A 16,969-nucleotide genomic window follows, 5' to 3' on the forward strand; every position below is an offset into this window, starting at 1 on the left:
CTGTAGATGAAAAAGCCGAACGCTACCTGTCCTTTCAGGTCATACAGTAAAAGCTGATGTCCTAGAGGAAAAATATAAATATAAAAGGAAAGAAAAGGCCAGGAAACCGGCGTTTTTCTTTTACCTCTTTGAGTAAAAGCTCTGTTTTTCTTAAATAGAGTCTTTGCGCGAAGTATCTCTTTTGGTTGTATCTACAGGAGGAATACTATCTGTTTTGACACCTGAGTTATCATAATTCGTTGAATCACTCGTGTTGGATTTATTTTCGCCACGTTGAGACGAACAACCAATATAGGTTAAGCAAACTGCTACAGTTGCCATAACAAAGAATAATTTTTTCATTTTAATGATTTAATTATAGTAATGAAAGAACTATGCCATTTAGGTCTTGACAATTAATAATTAATAAGTAAAATGCAACAAACTGTGTAAATATTTACACAAACTTCACACAATCAGATAATTACAAGCACAGCCCTTTTAGTTTACAGATATCTTTTGGCACCTTATTTTCATAATATACCTATGGTTCTATTAATAGAATTCAATTAACATACCACTCATATAATCATTTATTTAATTTTTTAATTTTGTGCATTTTTCCAGATGAACAAGTGATTAGTTATCACATTCAGCTTAACAGAAGAAACTTGTTATAAATAGCTGAAAATCAAGCTACAATATTTTTTGTACTACTCAAAAAATTCAACTAATTAATTTAAGTATGGTTTATTAACTGCTTTAGTTTCTATGAAAGTTATCTATATAGGAACAAGGAATTCAATTATTCTTGAGTCATTAATAACATCTGGTCATCAGGTTATTGGAATAGTAGAGTCACGATCTAATAATCCTACCCAATTGAGATCGATTTTATGTGTTATATATGATAATTTTCAACGTTTAAATCATAAAAAAGTAACACAGCTACCATCTGTTGCTAAAATGTATAAAATACCACTTTTTGTTGCTTTCAAAAACAAACAAGATCAACTTAAAAAATGGGTTTCAAGTTTAAATCCTGAAATTATACTTATTCATGGAATGACGGAATTGTTAAAAAAAGAAATATTTAATATACCTAAATACGGTGCCATTAATCTGCATCAATCACTATTACCTAATTACAGAGGCCCCAACCCTGATTTTTGGGTTTACTACTATATGGACTTAAATCCAGGAGTAACAGTACATAAAATAGATTCGGGAGAAGACTCAGGCGATATTTTATTGCAGGAGAGTTTTCCGTTAAAACTAGGAACCTCGCTTAAAGAATACAGACAAAAATATTTGGAAATAGGGAGCAAACTTATGCTTCAGGTATTAACGGCTTTAGAAAATAATAGACCAATAAATCCACATAAGCAATCAACCGAAAAGCTTGTTAGAGCAAGAAGAATTAACCCTATTGAATACCATATAATTATAGACTGGCAAAATTGGCCAATTGAACGGATTTTTCATTTTTTACGTGGGACTATGACACATATTAATACAATTCACCTACCTCAATTTAATAGCCATAAATGGGATGTTGTTAGTTTTAAAAAAGAGATTACAGAGAAACCTTATGGATCTATCATTTACGATAACAATAAAATTTACCTTGTTTGTAAAGATGGATTAATAGAACTTAAGAGAAATTTTTCGTTAATAAAACTTATTAAATCACTTGTTTAAACACCATTTCAACCAAATGGCCGCCTACCACAATAAGTCTCATTGCAGCCCTAATTTTTCCTTAATGCCGGGATGCTACCAATTCTATAAACCAATATCCATGGTACTTATCTCTTAAAAAATTCTTTTCACTCAACCATTGATTTACACCTATCCATTCATTTAATTTGCAGCCTTTATTTCATGTTATGATTAAGAACTATTTAAAATATACACTACTTGCGGGGATGCTGTTTGCCACCGTTTCTTGTGGTCAAAAAGGTAAATCGACAGAAGAAAAATCAACTGCGGATTCAGGTGTTGTAGCTGAACCTAAAGCGGATTCAGCAGCTGCCTCAACTCCTGCCACAACCGATAACAGCAATAGAAAAGCTGCTTCGGTTGCCGAAATTTTGGCTCGCAAAGAAGTGCCAATTCTTTGTTATCACCAAATCCGCGATTGGAAAGCATCAGACTCAAAAGTTGCCAAAGATTATATTATTCCGGTAAATACATTTAAGGCACATATAAAACTGCTTGCCGACAGTGGCTATCATACTGTTTTACCTGATCAGGTTTATAATTATTTGGTTTATGGCGATCCGCTTCCATCGAAACCGGTTATGTTGACCTTTGACGATACAGAAGCAAACCAATTTTTGATCGCTAATGAAGAATTGAAAAAATACGGATATAAAGGAGTTTACTTTATTATGACGGTATCTATTGGCCGACCTAAATACATGACCAAAGATCAAATAAAAAAACTTGCTGACGAAGGCAACACAATTGGCAGCCATACCTGGGATCATCATAACGTTAAAAAATACCAGGGCGAAGATTGGGTAACTCAAATTGAAAAGCCTACAAAAACCCTGGAGGGAATTACTGGTAAAAAAATTGACTACTTTGCCTACCCTTTTGGCTTATGGAACAAAGAAGCCTTTCCAGAGTTAAAGAAACGAGGCTTTAAAGCAGCATTCAGCCTGGCTGATAAAAAAGATCAGGAAGATCCACTTTTCACTATTCGCCGTATTATTGCTAGTGGTTATTGGAGTGCTAATACCATGCACAATGCCATGAAGAATAGCTTTCATTAAGAATTAGTTCGATAAGAAACTAAAAAAGGTCACAATCTATTATGGAGTGACCTTTTTTAGTTTTTATAAACTCTATTTTAAACAATCTCTTTAAATTCAATAATAAACTCCGTACCAACATTGGGTTCACTTTTTATCTGAATACTACCTCCCAAAAGTTCCACCTGCGTTTTTACCATGAATAAACCAAGTCCTTTTCCCTCTATATGTTGGTGAAATCGATTATAAAGGCCGAACACTTCATCTCCTTTTGTCTTGAGATCTATACCGAGTCCTTTGTCTTTGAAAAACAATTTAATATCATCATTATTTTTCTCACTTCTTATTTCTATGACCTGTTCTTTCCCTGGTTGTTTATACTTTACACTGTTTGATATTAAATTATAGAAAACACTCTTAAGATAGCTGTGGGTGGTGTTCATTTCATCAACAGCAGAGAAGTCGGTAGTTATACGAACATTTTCTTTCTCAAATACATCCTGAATGCTCATTTTAATTTCCTCCACTAATTGTGAAAAGTTCACAACTTCCTTATCCCGAATACCCTTCTTTATCTCTAATATATGTGAAAGATCTTTTATAGTCTCATCGAGCTGATTGACAGCATCAAACAAAAAATGCTCTAGTTCAGTATGTTCTTCATGACTAATTGAGGGCCCATTAAGAACTTCTGAAATCCCCAGAATTCTTGCAATAGGTCCTCTTAGGTTGTGGGCTACGATATAAGAAAATTGCTCAAGATTTTTGTTTCTTTGCTGCTGAATAATTTCATTATTTTTTGTCTCCGTGATATCTGAGAGAGAAATCATCAAACCAAAAATTTCTTTTTGGGTATTCCTAACCGGAAACATTTTAATTGAATACCAATGGGTGGTACCATCTGTTCTAATAAAACTTCTTTCATAATTAAATTGCTCCCCTTTAATCACCTCATTCATAAAGGTTTTTAATTCTGTTTGGTCGTCGGAAAGGAAAGGAATAATATTAGCTTTGCGTTTAAGATTTACCCCAAACTCCCGATCAATCATATCCGCTGCTTCTTGATTAAATGATACAATGTGAAATTTATTATCCAATAAGATAAAGCCAGTGTCGCTAGCATTAAAAATCATGTGAAGATTGGCTTCTGATCTTATTAATTTTTCTTCATTTTTTTTTCTAGTGCTTATATCAAAGCCTTGAGATATTATACATAGTATACCGTCATATTCAATTAAACTGGGGCTGAAAACATAAGGTGTTCTCCTTTTTTGTTTGGAAATAACGGTTGCTTCAACTACAGTTGGTCGCTCATTAAAAGTTTGTTCAATGGCCTTCTGAATTTTTTCTTTGTCGGCACCTTCAAAGAGGTCACTTGGTGTCATTTCTAGTATTTCTTCAGGGCTAAATCCAGAAATTATTTCGAATCGCCTATTCCAGCGTCGAAATTTTCCATCCTGACCAAAAAGTGAAAATGGCCCAGGCAGACTGTTTGTGATCGACTCAAGTAGATTTTTTTCTTTCAACAATTGCTGCTTTGCTATTTCACGCTCGGTAACATCTATCATAGAACCTATTATCGCAGGCCTTTCCTTATAAATAATTGTACTACCGTATACATCTATGTAAATTAATTCCCCGGTTTTCTTCCGACCTATTGTTTCATAATGTATACTTTCCTTTTCCCCTTGAATTCTGGTACGAATATTTATCCGTGTTCTTTCTTTTTCCTCATCAATAATAAAGTCTTCTACCAGCAATCCAATCACTTCACCTGGTTCATAGCCAAATATTTCAGCACCCCGTGGATTTACATACTGAATTTTGTCATCCTGAATAATATAAACTCCTACCATTGAATTTTCCACCAAGATTCTGTAGTACAAATCCGAGTCATGGTTGCTGTCTAAAGGGCTTCCTTTCTCTATCTCCATAAGAGAAAATATTTTAGTGTATTTCGAACAAAATTTATGACTGTTAAGTTTTATGACCTTTTACTTTTCAAATTAAATAAGCAGCTGGGCAATCTTTTAAAGCTCATTAAATTCACCTAAAACCTTACAAAATAGCGAAGCCTTAAAAACCTTAGTTCTGCATTCAATAAGTATTCAAAAACTTAAAAAAGCTTCAAAATTTAATATAGATAACTAAGCTATTTGCAAGCGCGGGTAGACATTACGGCATAAGATCATTAAGTCCGTCAATTTTACCTTAAAGCACCTAGTGGAATACAAAGAAATTAACCTGTAATAACGGAAAACGATAAAAACAAACGCTTGCCAGCCTTACCCAAATGAGCCTCTCAAAGCAAGTTAAATATCGGCGTTTTACTACTAACTATCAACCATTTAAATAAAACTTAACCACTCTTTAAGTACCAACAATTGTTGCTGGATGAGAAAATTTCATTGTCTATAAATAGATTTGCAACAACCAAAAAAGAAACCTATACATAAAAGCCATGTAATTAGGGCTTTTTGTATAGGTTTCTATAAAGTTATTATTTGTTTATTTCGCTTGGTTACTTCTCTATTAGCAAGGCCAATTCTTCTTCATATTTGATTTTCAAATCATTCTTAATTTTTGAAATTCTTATTTGGAGTTAGATAGTATTGGCCTGCAGGCAAATTTATAATGCAGATAAATTGCTTGATGATCTCAATTCCTAAACTCCCATCCCCCTTCTCTCGACCATTTTTCATCTCCATCCCTGAATTCCTGAATTGTACCAAGTAATTGGTTAATTTGTTTATCACCTAGCTTAAGATGGTTAAATACACCCTGAACAGTCGGAGTTCTATGTCCCATACTGTTGTTAATTCCTTTATAAAGCACTTTAAAGTCTTTCAACAATTCCAGCTGCTTTACAGAAGGACCATACCGGCAATACCATTAAAGGCAAAAGCAACCAATAAAGTAAGCACTAAAATTCGTTTAATTATTCTGTTCACTAGCATGTTAAAAACTTAAAAATTAAAAACCCAGACCTATATTGTCTGGGTAATTAAAGCTAAAATAGTATTGAAAAAAATCTTAATGGGCAGCTATCTTTTTCGTTTTATAAGACACGAATGTAACCTTGGTCTCATCATTCTTCATTTTCTGAAGTAAATTTTCGGCATCTTCCAGGTATTCGTCATTATTTTTCTTCATCTCTTTGAGAACGGCCGTTTGCTGTTTTATTGCTGCTTTTTTATCGCCAAGGTTATACAATGCTGTATTCATGACGTTGGTAAAGTAGCAAGAAGCAGGAGTTAGCGCTTGAGCTTTTTTATACAAGTTCATAGCCAATTCTTTATCCTGTTTTTGAGTAGACAGCTTTAAAAGTGCAGAAGCATAACTTGCACATGAATTTGCTGCATGGCCAGATTCGATTGGAAGAATGGGTTCAGGAGCATTTTTATCGATGATAATAACACTACGATTTATGAACCCAGTCTGATCTTCCGGCAAAACGAACCTGGTTATAAATTCGCGCGTTGCCTGTAAAAGTTGAATACTATCCGCTGTTGCAGAATAGACTTTCATTTTGGCTTCCAAAATCTTTTTATCTCTTTTCGATTCGTTCAACACAATAGCGGTCAGATTAGCAATTCTCTTGTTTAACAGATCTTCCTTTTCAGCTTTCGATTTTCCGCCTAAATAATCGAATGACTTTTCGGTCTCCTTCATTAATTCACGGTCGAAATCTGCGGCTGAAAGACCATCCTTTTTGCAAAGCAGCGCATCAATTGTTTTATAGTTTTTAACCAGGTAATCATATACTTTAGCCCCTCCCTTAAAGTTTTCAGCTAAAAAACACAATTGATCATTGGTAGGCAGTTGTGACATGTATTTATTTAGGTACTGCTCTAAAGGCCGGCTTACCATATTATTATACCTTTCAGCCTTTAAACGTTTTATATAGGTCTGTAGGAAGGCCTCATCATAATTGCCCGAATCAAATGTGGCAGTCATTTCCTTTATGCTGATTTCGGTTTTGCCGGAAAACTTAGCCAGCATCTTGTCGGCTACATCTCCAAACTCTGAAGCTGACATGGAACTTGTCGCTTTCCCAATAAGAGACTCATCAGCCGGATTAATGAATAAATAGGTAGGATAAGCCTGTACCTCGTATTTCTTTTTAATGTCAATTCCTTCACCTTTTTCGGCATCAATTTTTACGCTTATAAATCCTTTGTTGTATTTATCTCCAATCTCAGGTTTAGTAAACACCGTTGCAGCCATCACTCTGCACGGACCGCACCAACTGGTATATACATCCACAAAAATGGGCTTATTTTGTTCCTTTGCCTTTTGAACAACTTCTTTCCATGAAGAATGCTCGAACTCAATGCCTTGAGCCCAGGCTCCCATCGCACTGATTATTAGCAGAAAACTTAAAATCTGTTTTTTCATTTTTTTAATATAAAATTGGTTGGATTCCTATAAAATTATTTTAGACTCTTTAACAAATTGTACAATTACTTTAGTCGGCATTGCCAAACTTGTTGTACGGCTGAACCTGGCAATGTTTATTCCGTAAAACTTGCCATTTATTCCATATAAAGGCCCTCCGCAATCGGTGGGGTTTAATTTTCCATCATGAACCAAAGCCTCTTTGAAATTATCCCGCCTTTGGCTTTTTCCTTCTATAAAGTGATCAACAGAAGTGCTAGGCGCTACGTAATAATGTTTAAGAACAACATCTTTGGTGAGCGTATTTCCTGATTTTTTAGTGTATTGAAGGCTTACCGATTGATCAATATCATGCTTGGATAATTCCTTCGACAAGCCATCCACAGTTAAGATCGGCTCATTATTTATTCTGGTTAACACATCACCGATCTGAATATCATTTTCACCTTTTTTAATATTTTCAGCCTTCCCGTTTGTCCATTCGTGATAAATAGCTGTAACTGTGATCTTATGGGTATCTGTATTGAAATTAACACCTAACCCTAAAAAAGCGGCTGGCGACTTGGGTATTGCTAAAAAGCGGTTGCCCAGCACACTCATTATCCCTTCTTTTTGTGGTTGTGGGGAAATTAAAAAGTTGCCGACTTCTTCAAAAGAAACCGAATCGGTATTAATTGACTGAAGAGCAACGCCGCCATTTATTTCCATAGAAACTTCCAGCAGTGCCAAATCGTTCTTTTCATCACGATTAAGCACTTTGGCACTTACAAACTTCCCAGCAACCACTTCAATTGTCGGATACTCTCCTATCTCAGAACTTTTGCTAATGAAGAAACTTTTGCCACTTAAGTCTGACTCAGGAAATAGGCCCTTCAAATTGACCAGGGTACACAAGATCGAAGCCTTTTGAACCGAATCTTTTACCGCAAATACTGTTTGCTGTAATTCTGAATTTTGTGCCTTAAAGCTTGAACTTAATGCTGCTATTTCAGGAACAGGTTTTTCTTGCGCCTTCTTATCCGGTGAAAACTTATCTTCCGGAATAAAGGCGGTATGATTTTGCGGTGACTGCAATACTGTCCAGTATTTTCTAAAAACATCTATAGGGGTTTCGAAATTGTCCTCCTGGACATCTCTTATTCGGCTATGTATGCCAATGACTCTTCCCTGCAGATCAAAAAGTGGCCCTCCGGAATCTCCGGGTTCCATTAAACAAGTGTTTTGTATATACCCATTATCATGCAGTTTGTTAGAAATGTATCCAAACCGTACTGTAGGGTTATTGAGTCCCAAACTACCGGGGCAAGCTATGCTGAGGCAGGGTATATTGTTTTCCAGTATTGAAGACCATCCCATTTTCGCAGTCGGCCACTTTCCTTTATCGGTAATTACCAGCATGCCGGCATCTGCATTGGCGATCACTCCTAAGCCTTTGGCTTTAACCTGCCGCCCGTCGGGAAAAGTTACCAGGTAAATAGCATTGGGTGTTATCGCATGTCCTGCGGTAAGAATATGCCCCTTTTTATCCACCACCACGCCACTGAAATTGCCTCCCACTCCGCTTTGTAATTCGGAATTATAAGCAATTATACGAACTGATGCATTGTAGGCCTGTTTAATGCCTTGCTTAACTTCGGCCTGTAATTGCTCAACATTCAAACTGTTATTTTGAGCAAATGTTGGCTTAAAAATTTGCAGACAAATTAAAAATGCAAATAGCTTTTTCATGTGGTCCGTCAATTACAAAAAGGTTATTGATAATCTACTATTAATCTATTTGGTTCCTAAAACGGCTTCCTGGTTCTTGCTTAATTCAGAAAGCAATAATTCTTTCAGTTTAGGATTCGAAGGACGAGGAGCATCAACGGTTACCACGTTTCCTTTTTTGTCGAATACCATGAATCGGGGAATGGCCTTGATGTCATAATCCTGGGTGATTTTGCTCCAGCCACTTGCAAAAAGTTGAACACCTTCCAAATTCATATCCTTCACCATATTCTTCCATTTCTGTCTGTCTTTTTCTTCGTCAAGTGATACTGAAATAAAGACGATATCTTTTCCCTCGAATTCTTTTTCCAGCACTTTTAATGAAGGAATCTCCTGTTTGCAGGGACCGCACCAGGTAGCCCACACATCTACCAATACCACTTTTCCTTTAAAATCGCTCAATGAAACCATCTTATCGTTTTGATCAGGATAAGTGAAATTGGCTGCCGGCTTGGCACCGGTTTCAGCGCTATAGTATTTCGAACTCAGTTTTTCGACTGCCTTTTTTTGATATTCAGATTGAAAGTACTTACCGTATGTTTCAACTACCGCTTGAAACTGAGCGTAATTTTTCACTTGCTTGATCGCTAAACCAGTGCTCAGAACATATGCTCCTTTAACCTTGTCGGAATTAAAGAAGGTTAATCTATTGTCCAAGGTTGACCTACCTTGCACTGCATAATCAGCATACAGGTCCATGAAACGCTTACCATAAAGCATTCGCAATACCTCGTCATTGTTAAATTTATCCTTTGAAACAATGGTATTATAATAAGGGATAAGCTCTTCTTTCTTAGGATATTCACTACGCGGTGATCGCATAAAGTTCAATGCGTAAAGATCCAGATCATAACCCGTCACCTTTTTCATTAACTCATTGAAGCCGGCATTTTTGGTATTGATGGTTTTTCTGAATTCTTCGGCTTTGGCTGCAACGTTAGTAAACTGCGGAAAGAAATCACGAAACGTGCTATTGTCGGCAAAGTACAGGGATTTATTCTTCAGGCTTTCTGTCAGTTGAATCCATGAAAACAGAATGGTATTTTCAGGAGTTTGCTTGCCCACAAATTTTATAGATTTATTATAAATCGAGACCTCAGCTTTATCCCCTTTTTTAAAATAGATCGGAAATTTACCTCTAGGAAAGTCCGTCCACCCAATAACATAAAAACCCTCATATGCGGGGGTAAACAAAAAGCCAAAAGAGCCATCCTCCGCCAGTTTGGTTTTAGCCACCTCAACCGGCTCCCCATCCTCAATAGAAAACAAGGTAATGTCTTGATCATGATAAGCATCTGACCCTACTTTTCCCCGAATTTCATTCATTTGGGCAAACAAGGTGCTGCCCAGCAACATGGCGAAGGCCAGCATCACTAATTTTTTCATATTTATTTTATGTAACCTTTGAGCAGGTTAGGTTTATATTGATTGGCAAAAACAACAGCGGCCTGGGGACCGCAGTTGAAATAATGAATAAAATATTCTGATCAAACAGACATTATGAATGAACTCTTAGTCCACTATAATGACCGTTCTTTTGAAAGTTCTTTAAGCAACAATTCCTTTAATTCAGGTTGTGATGGTCGCGCAGAATTTGCATTCACAATTTTTCCCTCACGATCAAATACCATAAAACGTGGAATGGTTTTGATCTGATAGAAATCCAGCAATTCATTTTGAGGGCCGCCGAACAATTGAATGCCTCCCATTTTCATGTCATTGATCATGGTTAACCATTTGTCCTTATCTTTTTCAGCATCCATCGTCACACTTACAAAGGCAATATCTTTATCGTGCAGCTCCTCTTCCAATTGCTTCAAATAAGGAAGCTCTTGTTTACAAGGTCCACACCAGGTTGCCCAAACATCCACCAAAACCACTTTGCCTTTAAAATCATTGAATGACACCATTTTGCCATCTTTATCAGGGAAGCTGAAATTTTTACCCGTTCCACCCGATGACTTCAAATATAATTTCAGCCCCAAGTCTTTTACTTGTTGTTGCAGGCCCGGAGATGTTTGAAGATAGCGGTCGTATTTCTTGACAAAATTCTCGTATGTATGGTAAGTCCAATTCTTTGTAGATGCCAGGTTTCTATTTAAAATAAATACACCTTTTTGATGATCAGTTGCAAGTAAATTCATTTTAGCATCCATGTCCCCTTTAGCAGTATAATTCAAATATCCATTGATGAACCTTTCGCCATACATGGTCAACAAAATATCATCATTAGGGTAGTTTTCCTTTTTAATGGTTTTGTAATAAGGAATCAGATCCTCCTCTTTTGGATGGGCTTTACGAGGCGTTTGTTTAAAGTTAAGCGCATAAAAGTCCAAATCGAAAGTGGTCACGGCGGTCATTAAACGATTAAAATTGACATTCTTTGTTTTAATCGTTTTTCTGAACGCATCAGCCTGAGCGGCAACTTTGGTAAATTCAGGGAAAAAGTCTACGTAAGTACTCGATGAAAAAGAATAAAGTGATTTTACCTTTATATTCTGCGTCAGATCGGTCCAGGATGAAAGAATGGTATTTTCAGGAGTCTGTTTACCGATAAACTTCATCCATTTGCCATCAATAGCAATTTCGGTTTTATCACCCTTTTTAAAGTACATCGGAAACTGGCCTTCCATTGCTTTATTAGAACCAACAACAAAGAAACCTTCAGCCTCTGGATCAAACAAAAAACCAAAAGCCCCATCTTTAGATAACTTTGTACTAGCTACCAATTTCAAGTCACCATCTTCAATGCTATAGAGGTTGATTGCATTATCATTTGTATTTTTTGCCACCCCGCGAATTTCACTCAACTGAGCAAATGAAACTTTTGAAAGCAATAGCGCGGCAAGTATTAAAACTTTTTTCATTCTAATTTTTATGATTACTTACTTAATAATTCTTTTAAATAGATCTTTAACAATGGATTTGAAGGGCGCTGGCAGCATTTAGCATTTACCATTTTCCCTTCTTTGTCGATGATCAAAAAGCGAGGAATACCTGTTAAGCCAACCTTATTGAAAAACGGATTTTTTCTCATTCCCTCTTTCATGAGTAATTGTTCACCTTTGAGATTACGTTTCGTCAAAAACTGCTTCCACAATTCAGCATCATTATCGCCGGATAGAGAAACGAATACAATGGCTTCACCTTGCATTTCGTGCTCCAGTTTTTTAAGAAAAGGAATTTCAGCCACACATGGGTGACAGAAGGTAGACCAAAGATCCATGAAAATATACTTACCCTTATAATCACTAATAGCAGCCGTACTGCCATCAGGACGCACGAAGGTGAATTCGCTCATATCCGTACCAGGCAATGCGTTGATAAAGTTCTTTTTTCCTTTTTCAGCTTTTGCCAAAGCGGCATTTATCATCGAAATAGTTGCAGGATCTTTTACTAACGGCATCGCTTCTTTAGCTACTTCATTGATCGTGAAAACATCGCTTTCCAATGCAGCATGATCTAATAAAGCAACGATGTAATCTTCTCTTAATTTTTGGTTTTTAACTTCTTTGGCAAAGTCTGCAACCCAGGTATTTAAGCTTTTAACGTTCAATTTACCGGTTTCCATTTTGGCAAACATGACTTCGGAAATGGTCGAATACCAGTTATAATAATTAACGATTCCCGGAACCAATTGAATGTCCAAATCATCGAATTTAACCTTGTTGATCAGACCGGTTTCACCTACCACCTTAGATTCTATGTAAGGACCGAATACCTTATCCAAATATTCCCCTTGTGTATAACCTAATAAAACTTCCCGGTACCGTACAACTTCCTCGTTAGTTGAAGCTTTGATGTCATTTACCCGGTTAGTATAAACCTGTTTTAACGTATATTGTGAATTTTGATAGTCGTATTTGTGTGTCAGATCAACAAAAAACTGGTTTAACTGACCTCCCTTGCCACTAAAAACAAGCTTATTCTCTTTTACAGCAAGGTTAAGATCATCGCCCGGATTTAAGAATACTTCAATTCCTCCTTTGAAACGCGGATCAGAGATCATCATGTTACAAAAAACAGGCTTTGCTAAATCAATCTCCAATGCAAAGTGACCATTTGAAACGGCAGTCTTTGCCAAAAGCGTAGGGAATGAACTCTTAATCCATACGTTAACTCCGCTCGCTTGTAAATTATCTCCCTTAATTATTGTTTTAGCGCCTTGATCTGCTAAAGCAGGGATAGAGCTCCCTAATCCGCAAAATAATGCGGCATAAACCAAAAACTTCTTCATTACTGTTTTTTAATCAATTGGTGTAAAGAAGCCGGAAGTTGAGCTAACTTCCGGCATAATTTTTTAGCGCTCCCTGTAATGTAAGCTTACTACCTTGCCAAAACCGGTAAAGGTTTTATACGACACTAAATCCCCATGAGCAGTAGGCACGGTGAACATTTCCATTTTACCATTTGTTTCTGCCGGTAATGCCGGATCATAACTACATACGATCAACTTATTTGAGTCTTTGTATTTTGTTTTATGAAATACCTGAAACTTCAAAGCAGATATATTTTGCGCACCCATATCTAACATAAGTTTAGTAGATTTTGAAAACATATCGTATTCATACACCTTTCCACCAACGTTATAAAATATATATCCCAAGTCAGGGCTGATGGCAATTTTTTCTGCTTTATCAAAATCGGTAGCTGTTAGCTGATCGTAATAATTTTGGACACCGGTATTTGGAATAAATCCAGCCAGATAGTACTGATTAGACCCATTTTTCAAAATAGCCAATACTTCTTTTAATCCTAGATAATAATCCATATAGACAAGATCCATCCCAATACTATAACTGAATTTTTTATTAGTTCCAGTTGGATCCGTATATATTGCAACAGTAGCAAGAGTCCCGCCTGAATGTTTTACAAAACGCTTTTTTTCCACATCAAATACTACAACGGGAGTATTGGCGTCATTTTCATTCAAGGCCATAAATGGAGCTATTTTAAATATCTTTCCACTTGAATAATTAAGCGGTGTACTGTATCTAAGCCCATATGTTTTATCATAATTAAAAAGGTCCCCATTAGCAATCATGTAGGAATGCTGAAGTCCGCATTTTCTTATTACATCATAATGAAAGTTTTGCGGAAGAGGATAGCCAAACATCTCATATTGAACATTGTAATTACTTGAATAGCTGAAATTTTCCGGATTAATTCGATTCGTTTCCTGATCGGTTCCAACGTAAAAACCATAAGGCAAGTTAATTCCAGGGGCAATAAAAGTACCCATGTCATAGGTATAGACCATTAGGGGTTTACCTTTTAATGTTAAACCCGAACCTGTTTTAGCCAATAAGTCATTAATGGGGGTAAATGTTGTATTATCCAGATTAAGTGAAAGCAAATCTAGCTGTGCCTTCCCATTAACCTCCGTCATTAACAACCAACCTTCATTAATCTCATTTCTAACAGTTAATGTAAAAGGTTTGTCAAACCGAACACCTGTTTCTTTATCTGTAACCCGATAAAAAAATTTATAAGAATTCACCTTTAATGGAAGACCCGCAAGCTCCAGATCTTTGGTAGTAGCTAATACGTGAATTCTTGTATCGATAGGATCAATATAGGTCCATTCATAACTATAACGGGAAGGATCAGCCTTGGTATCCAGGGAATAAGAAACCTCCGGCTTAATGGTCAATGGCGCACCAAAAATGGCAGTAATTTCCCCTGTTTCGCTAATGTCCTCAATTGTAACCTTATTAATATCATGATATTCATAGTTACCAAGATCTTCTTTGCACGAGCTTGCAAACAGTATTGAACCGGCTAATAAATAAGAATATATTTTTTTCATGTTTTCCTTTTCTTTAAAATAAACTCCTTTACTGTGCGGAGATTCCCATCTTCATTGCTGTACCATCTTCATCCAAAATAATATTACCTAAGGCTTTTTGCTCATTGAGGTAGCGTTGTGTCTGTCTGCCATAAAATAAGCCTTCTCCAGGTGACATTTTATCCATGTATAGTGGTGTTGCGCCGGAAACTTCACAGATCAAAAACAGTTTTTTTCTGGTGAAATTACCAAAGAAACCGATCTGCCAAGTCCTTGGCTTCAGAATGGCATCCGTAACCATAAACTTTTTAGTAATACAGTTTACCGGCTTTTGTCCCGAATTCAAGCGCTGTTTTAATAAGATATTAAAGCTCTCGTTAGGCAGTAAATTAAAGATGATGTTAAACTGGTTATCTAACATATCAGGAGTGCGAACTAATCTTACGAGAATCGTGTCGTGAATAACATTCTTCCTGATTACAAATTTTTTATCTGCCGGCAATTCAAAATGGGTGCCTAACACAGCCGTTGAGCGTGGGTCTACTTCCAGCTTATACTCCCGATCGTAATTAACCGGAAGACCTGAGGTTGTTACAACCACCTTTACAACAGAGTCGGCATTTGTTACCGGGGCAAAAGATATTGCCGTCGAATCCTTTGCAAGTCTGGTATCTATTGCACCACCTGCTTCCTCAAAATAAATATTATCCTCTCCTTGATAGGTCATTAAACCTTTTTCACAAGAGGTCAATGCACCAATGAACAATAAAGTACTAAGTTGATATACTAATTTCTTCATGATTTAATTCGATTAATGATATTGAGATTCAGAAAGTGGAAGAGGAACTACATAGGTGCTTGCATTCATTGCAATTGCCGGAGCGCCATCTACTCCTGATTGGATAGACGCTGTATTTGTTCTTTTATAGTAAAAGAACAACTGACCCTCTCCATAAAATTCCTTTTTATATTCTTTCAATAGTTCATTCTGTAAATTAGGAGCTGAGGTAAGGGCATCTAATCCTCTGTTAGTTCGTACAGTATTTAAATAAGTCAGGGCTTGATTTTGATCAGACTCACACTCAGCAGCGATGTAGTACATTTCAGAGATCTTTAACAGTGGAATAGTGTTTCTAAAACCAAGAGTCTTTTTAGAGATATCAGCATATTTACTGAATGTACGATATGGTTTTGTAGAGGTAGAAGAAGGCTGCTCCCAATTCAATCTTAATCTATAATCCCTTGCACCTACACCTGCTCCTGAATCATCTATCTCAAACACACTTTTCAAAATTTTATCAGTTGGAGCAAGTATTGTGTTATCCTCCAATGTTTCTAAAAACAATCTATTATGTGCAGAATAGAGTTGAGTAGTAAACGCACCCAAAATCATCTCCGTACTAAAAATTCGGTCGGGATTTACTTTTTCATTACTGTTTGCAAATGTTGTCCAGGGAAATTTTGAAGCGTCTTGAATAACAATCTTGGCCGCTGCCAAAGCAAGGGCTTTATCTCCCCTGTATAAATTAACCCTGGCCTGTAAGGCTTTAACCGCAAAGTAATTGAAGCGATAATTTCTATTCATCATCATATCCGTACTGGTAGTAGTCGACATTACACCAGCGGTTATTACAGGATCACTTTTTAATAATTTTTCAGCAGTGTTCAGATCGGTTACAATGTTTTTCATTACCTCATTAGCAGGCAATAAAGGTCTCGCCACATTTTCCACTTTATCATAATAAGGAATGGAAATTTGTGTCGAATCAGCGGTGCTGTACCTCGGGCCGAATAAGCGCAACACATCAAAGTGCAGCATCGCACGCATGGCTATCACCTCTCCTCTGTAAATCGAATCCGTTTTAGCATCTATAAGATTAGGATTAACATCCAGGTTTTTTAAAAAATGATTGATGTTCATAATGGTGGCGTAGGCCTCGTTCCATATCGCACCTGTTCTACCCGTCACTGAACTCTCAGCATAAGCATATTGTGAGGCTGGATAAAAAGCGCCATTTAGACTGTTTAGGTTGTAGCGTTGTCCCAACACCTCCACAGTGCTTAATGTCAGGTTCTCACCATATAAGCTACCCCCGGCCATTCGGGTATACAAGCCATTTAAAGCCAGGTTTACACCTTGTTTATTAGAGAAAACAGTTTGTTCCAACAACTGATCTTCAGGCTTCACATCCAAAAAATTTTGACAAGAAGCAAGGCCGAGTAATGCAGCAGCCGTTAATATTAAGTTTATATAATTTCTTTTCATTATTCCTTGATT

Annotated in this window: 13 protein-coding genes; 2 read left to right on the forward strand and 11 right to left on the reverse strand. The window is 36.6% G+C overall.

Annotation, left to right across the window (positions count from 1 at the left end):
* Positions 1-150: 150 nt before the first annotated feature.
* The gene (locus NF867_RS16950; protein WP_252589584.1) at positions 151-321 is read right to left on the reverse strand and encodes a hypothetical protein; all 171 of its coding nucleotides are present in this window, start codon (positions 319-321) and stop codon (positions 151-153) included.
* Positions 322-750: 429 nt separating this feature from the next.
* Between NF867_RS16950 and NF867_RS16955 the strand changes: the two genes are divergently transcribed.
* Complete coding sequence (locus tag NF867_RS16955) at positions 751-1,680, forward strand: methionyl-tRNA formyltransferase (protein ID WP_252589585.1); 930 nt, start codon at positions 751-753, stop codon at positions 1,678-1,680.
* Positions 1,681-1,868: 188 nt separating this feature from the next.
* Positions 1,869-2,759, forward strand: coding sequence for a polysaccharide deacetylase family protein (locus NF867_RS16960; RefSeq protein WP_252589586.1), 891 nt, complete (start codon positions 1,869-1,871; stop codon positions 2,757-2,759).
* Between the two features lie 77 nt (positions 2,760-2,836).
* Here the strand turns inward: NF867_RS16960 and NF867_RS16965 are convergent, their stop codons facing one another.
* The 10 genes from NF867_RS16965 to NF867_RS17010 form a co-directional block, all read right to left on the reverse strand.
* A complete protein-coding gene (locus tag NF867_RS16965) occupies positions 2,837-4,672 on the reverse strand; it encodes a PAS domain-containing sensor histidine kinase (protein ID WP_252589587.1) in 1,836 nt (611 codons plus the stop codon).
* Between the two features lie 724 nt (positions 4,673-5,396).
* A complete protein-coding gene (locus NF867_RS16970) occupies positions 5,397-5,591 on the reverse strand; it encodes a hypothetical protein (RefSeq protein ID WP_252589588.1) in 195 nt (64 codons plus the stop codon).
* 180 nt (positions 5,592-5,771) lie between these two features.
* Positions 5,772-7,136 (reverse strand): thioredoxin family protein, encoded by a 1,365-nt coding sequence (locus tag NF867_RS16975; RefSeq protein WP_252589589.1) that lies wholly within the window; start codon positions 7,134-7,136, stop codon positions 5,772-5,774.
* A 27-nt stretch (positions 7,137-7,163) separates the two neighbouring features.
* A complete protein-coding gene (locus NF867_RS16980) occupies positions 7,164-8,864 on the reverse strand; it encodes a trypsin-like peptidase domain-containing protein (RefSeq protein WP_252589590.1) in 1,701 nt (566 codons plus the stop codon).
* A gap of 45 nt (positions 8,865-8,909) precedes the next feature.
* On the reverse strand, positions 8,910-10,289 hold the full coding sequence (locus NF867_RS16985; protein ID WP_252589591.1) for a TlpA family protein disulfide reductase: 1,380 nt from the start codon (positions 10,287-10,289) through the stop codon (positions 8,910-8,912).
* Between the two features lie 134 nt (positions 10,290-10,423).
* A complete protein-coding gene (locus NF867_RS16990; protein ID WP_252589592.1) occupies positions 10,424-11,770 on the reverse strand; it encodes a TlpA family protein disulfide reductase in 1,347 nt (448 codons plus the stop codon).
* 14 nt (positions 11,771-11,784) lie between these two features.
* Positions 11,785-13,140 carry a TlpA family protein disulfide reductase gene (locus NF867_RS16995; RefSeq protein WP_252589593.1) on the reverse strand — a complete coding sequence of 452 codons (1,356 nt, stop codon included), beginning with the start codon at positions 13,138-13,140 and terminating at the stop codon, positions 11,785-11,787.
* Positions 13,141-13,203: 63 nt separating this feature from the next.
* Positions 13,204-14,712 (reverse strand): PKD-like family lipoprotein, encoded by a 1,509-nt coding sequence (locus NF867_RS17000; protein ID WP_252589594.1) that lies wholly within the window; start codon positions 14,710-14,712, stop codon positions 13,204-13,206.
* A gap of 28 nt (positions 14,713-14,740) precedes the next feature.
* Entirely contained in the window at positions 14,741-15,490 is a 750-nt protein-coding gene (locus tag NF867_RS17005) for a DUF4843 domain-containing protein (protein ID WP_252589595.1), read from the reverse strand.
* 12 nt (positions 15,491-15,502) lie between these two features.
* Positions 15,503-16,957, reverse strand: coding sequence for a RagB/SusD family nutrient uptake outer membrane protein (locus tag NF867_RS17010; protein ID WP_252589596.1), 1,455 nt, complete (start codon positions 16,955-16,957; stop codon positions 15,503-15,505).
* Positions 16,958-16,969: the final 12 nt, after the last annotated feature.

The sequence above is a fragment of the Solitalea agri genome (genome assembly GCF_023914155.1).
Classification (GTDB): Bacteria; Bacteroidota; Bacteroidia; order Sphingobacteriales; family Sphingobacteriaceae; genus Solitalea; species Solitalea agri.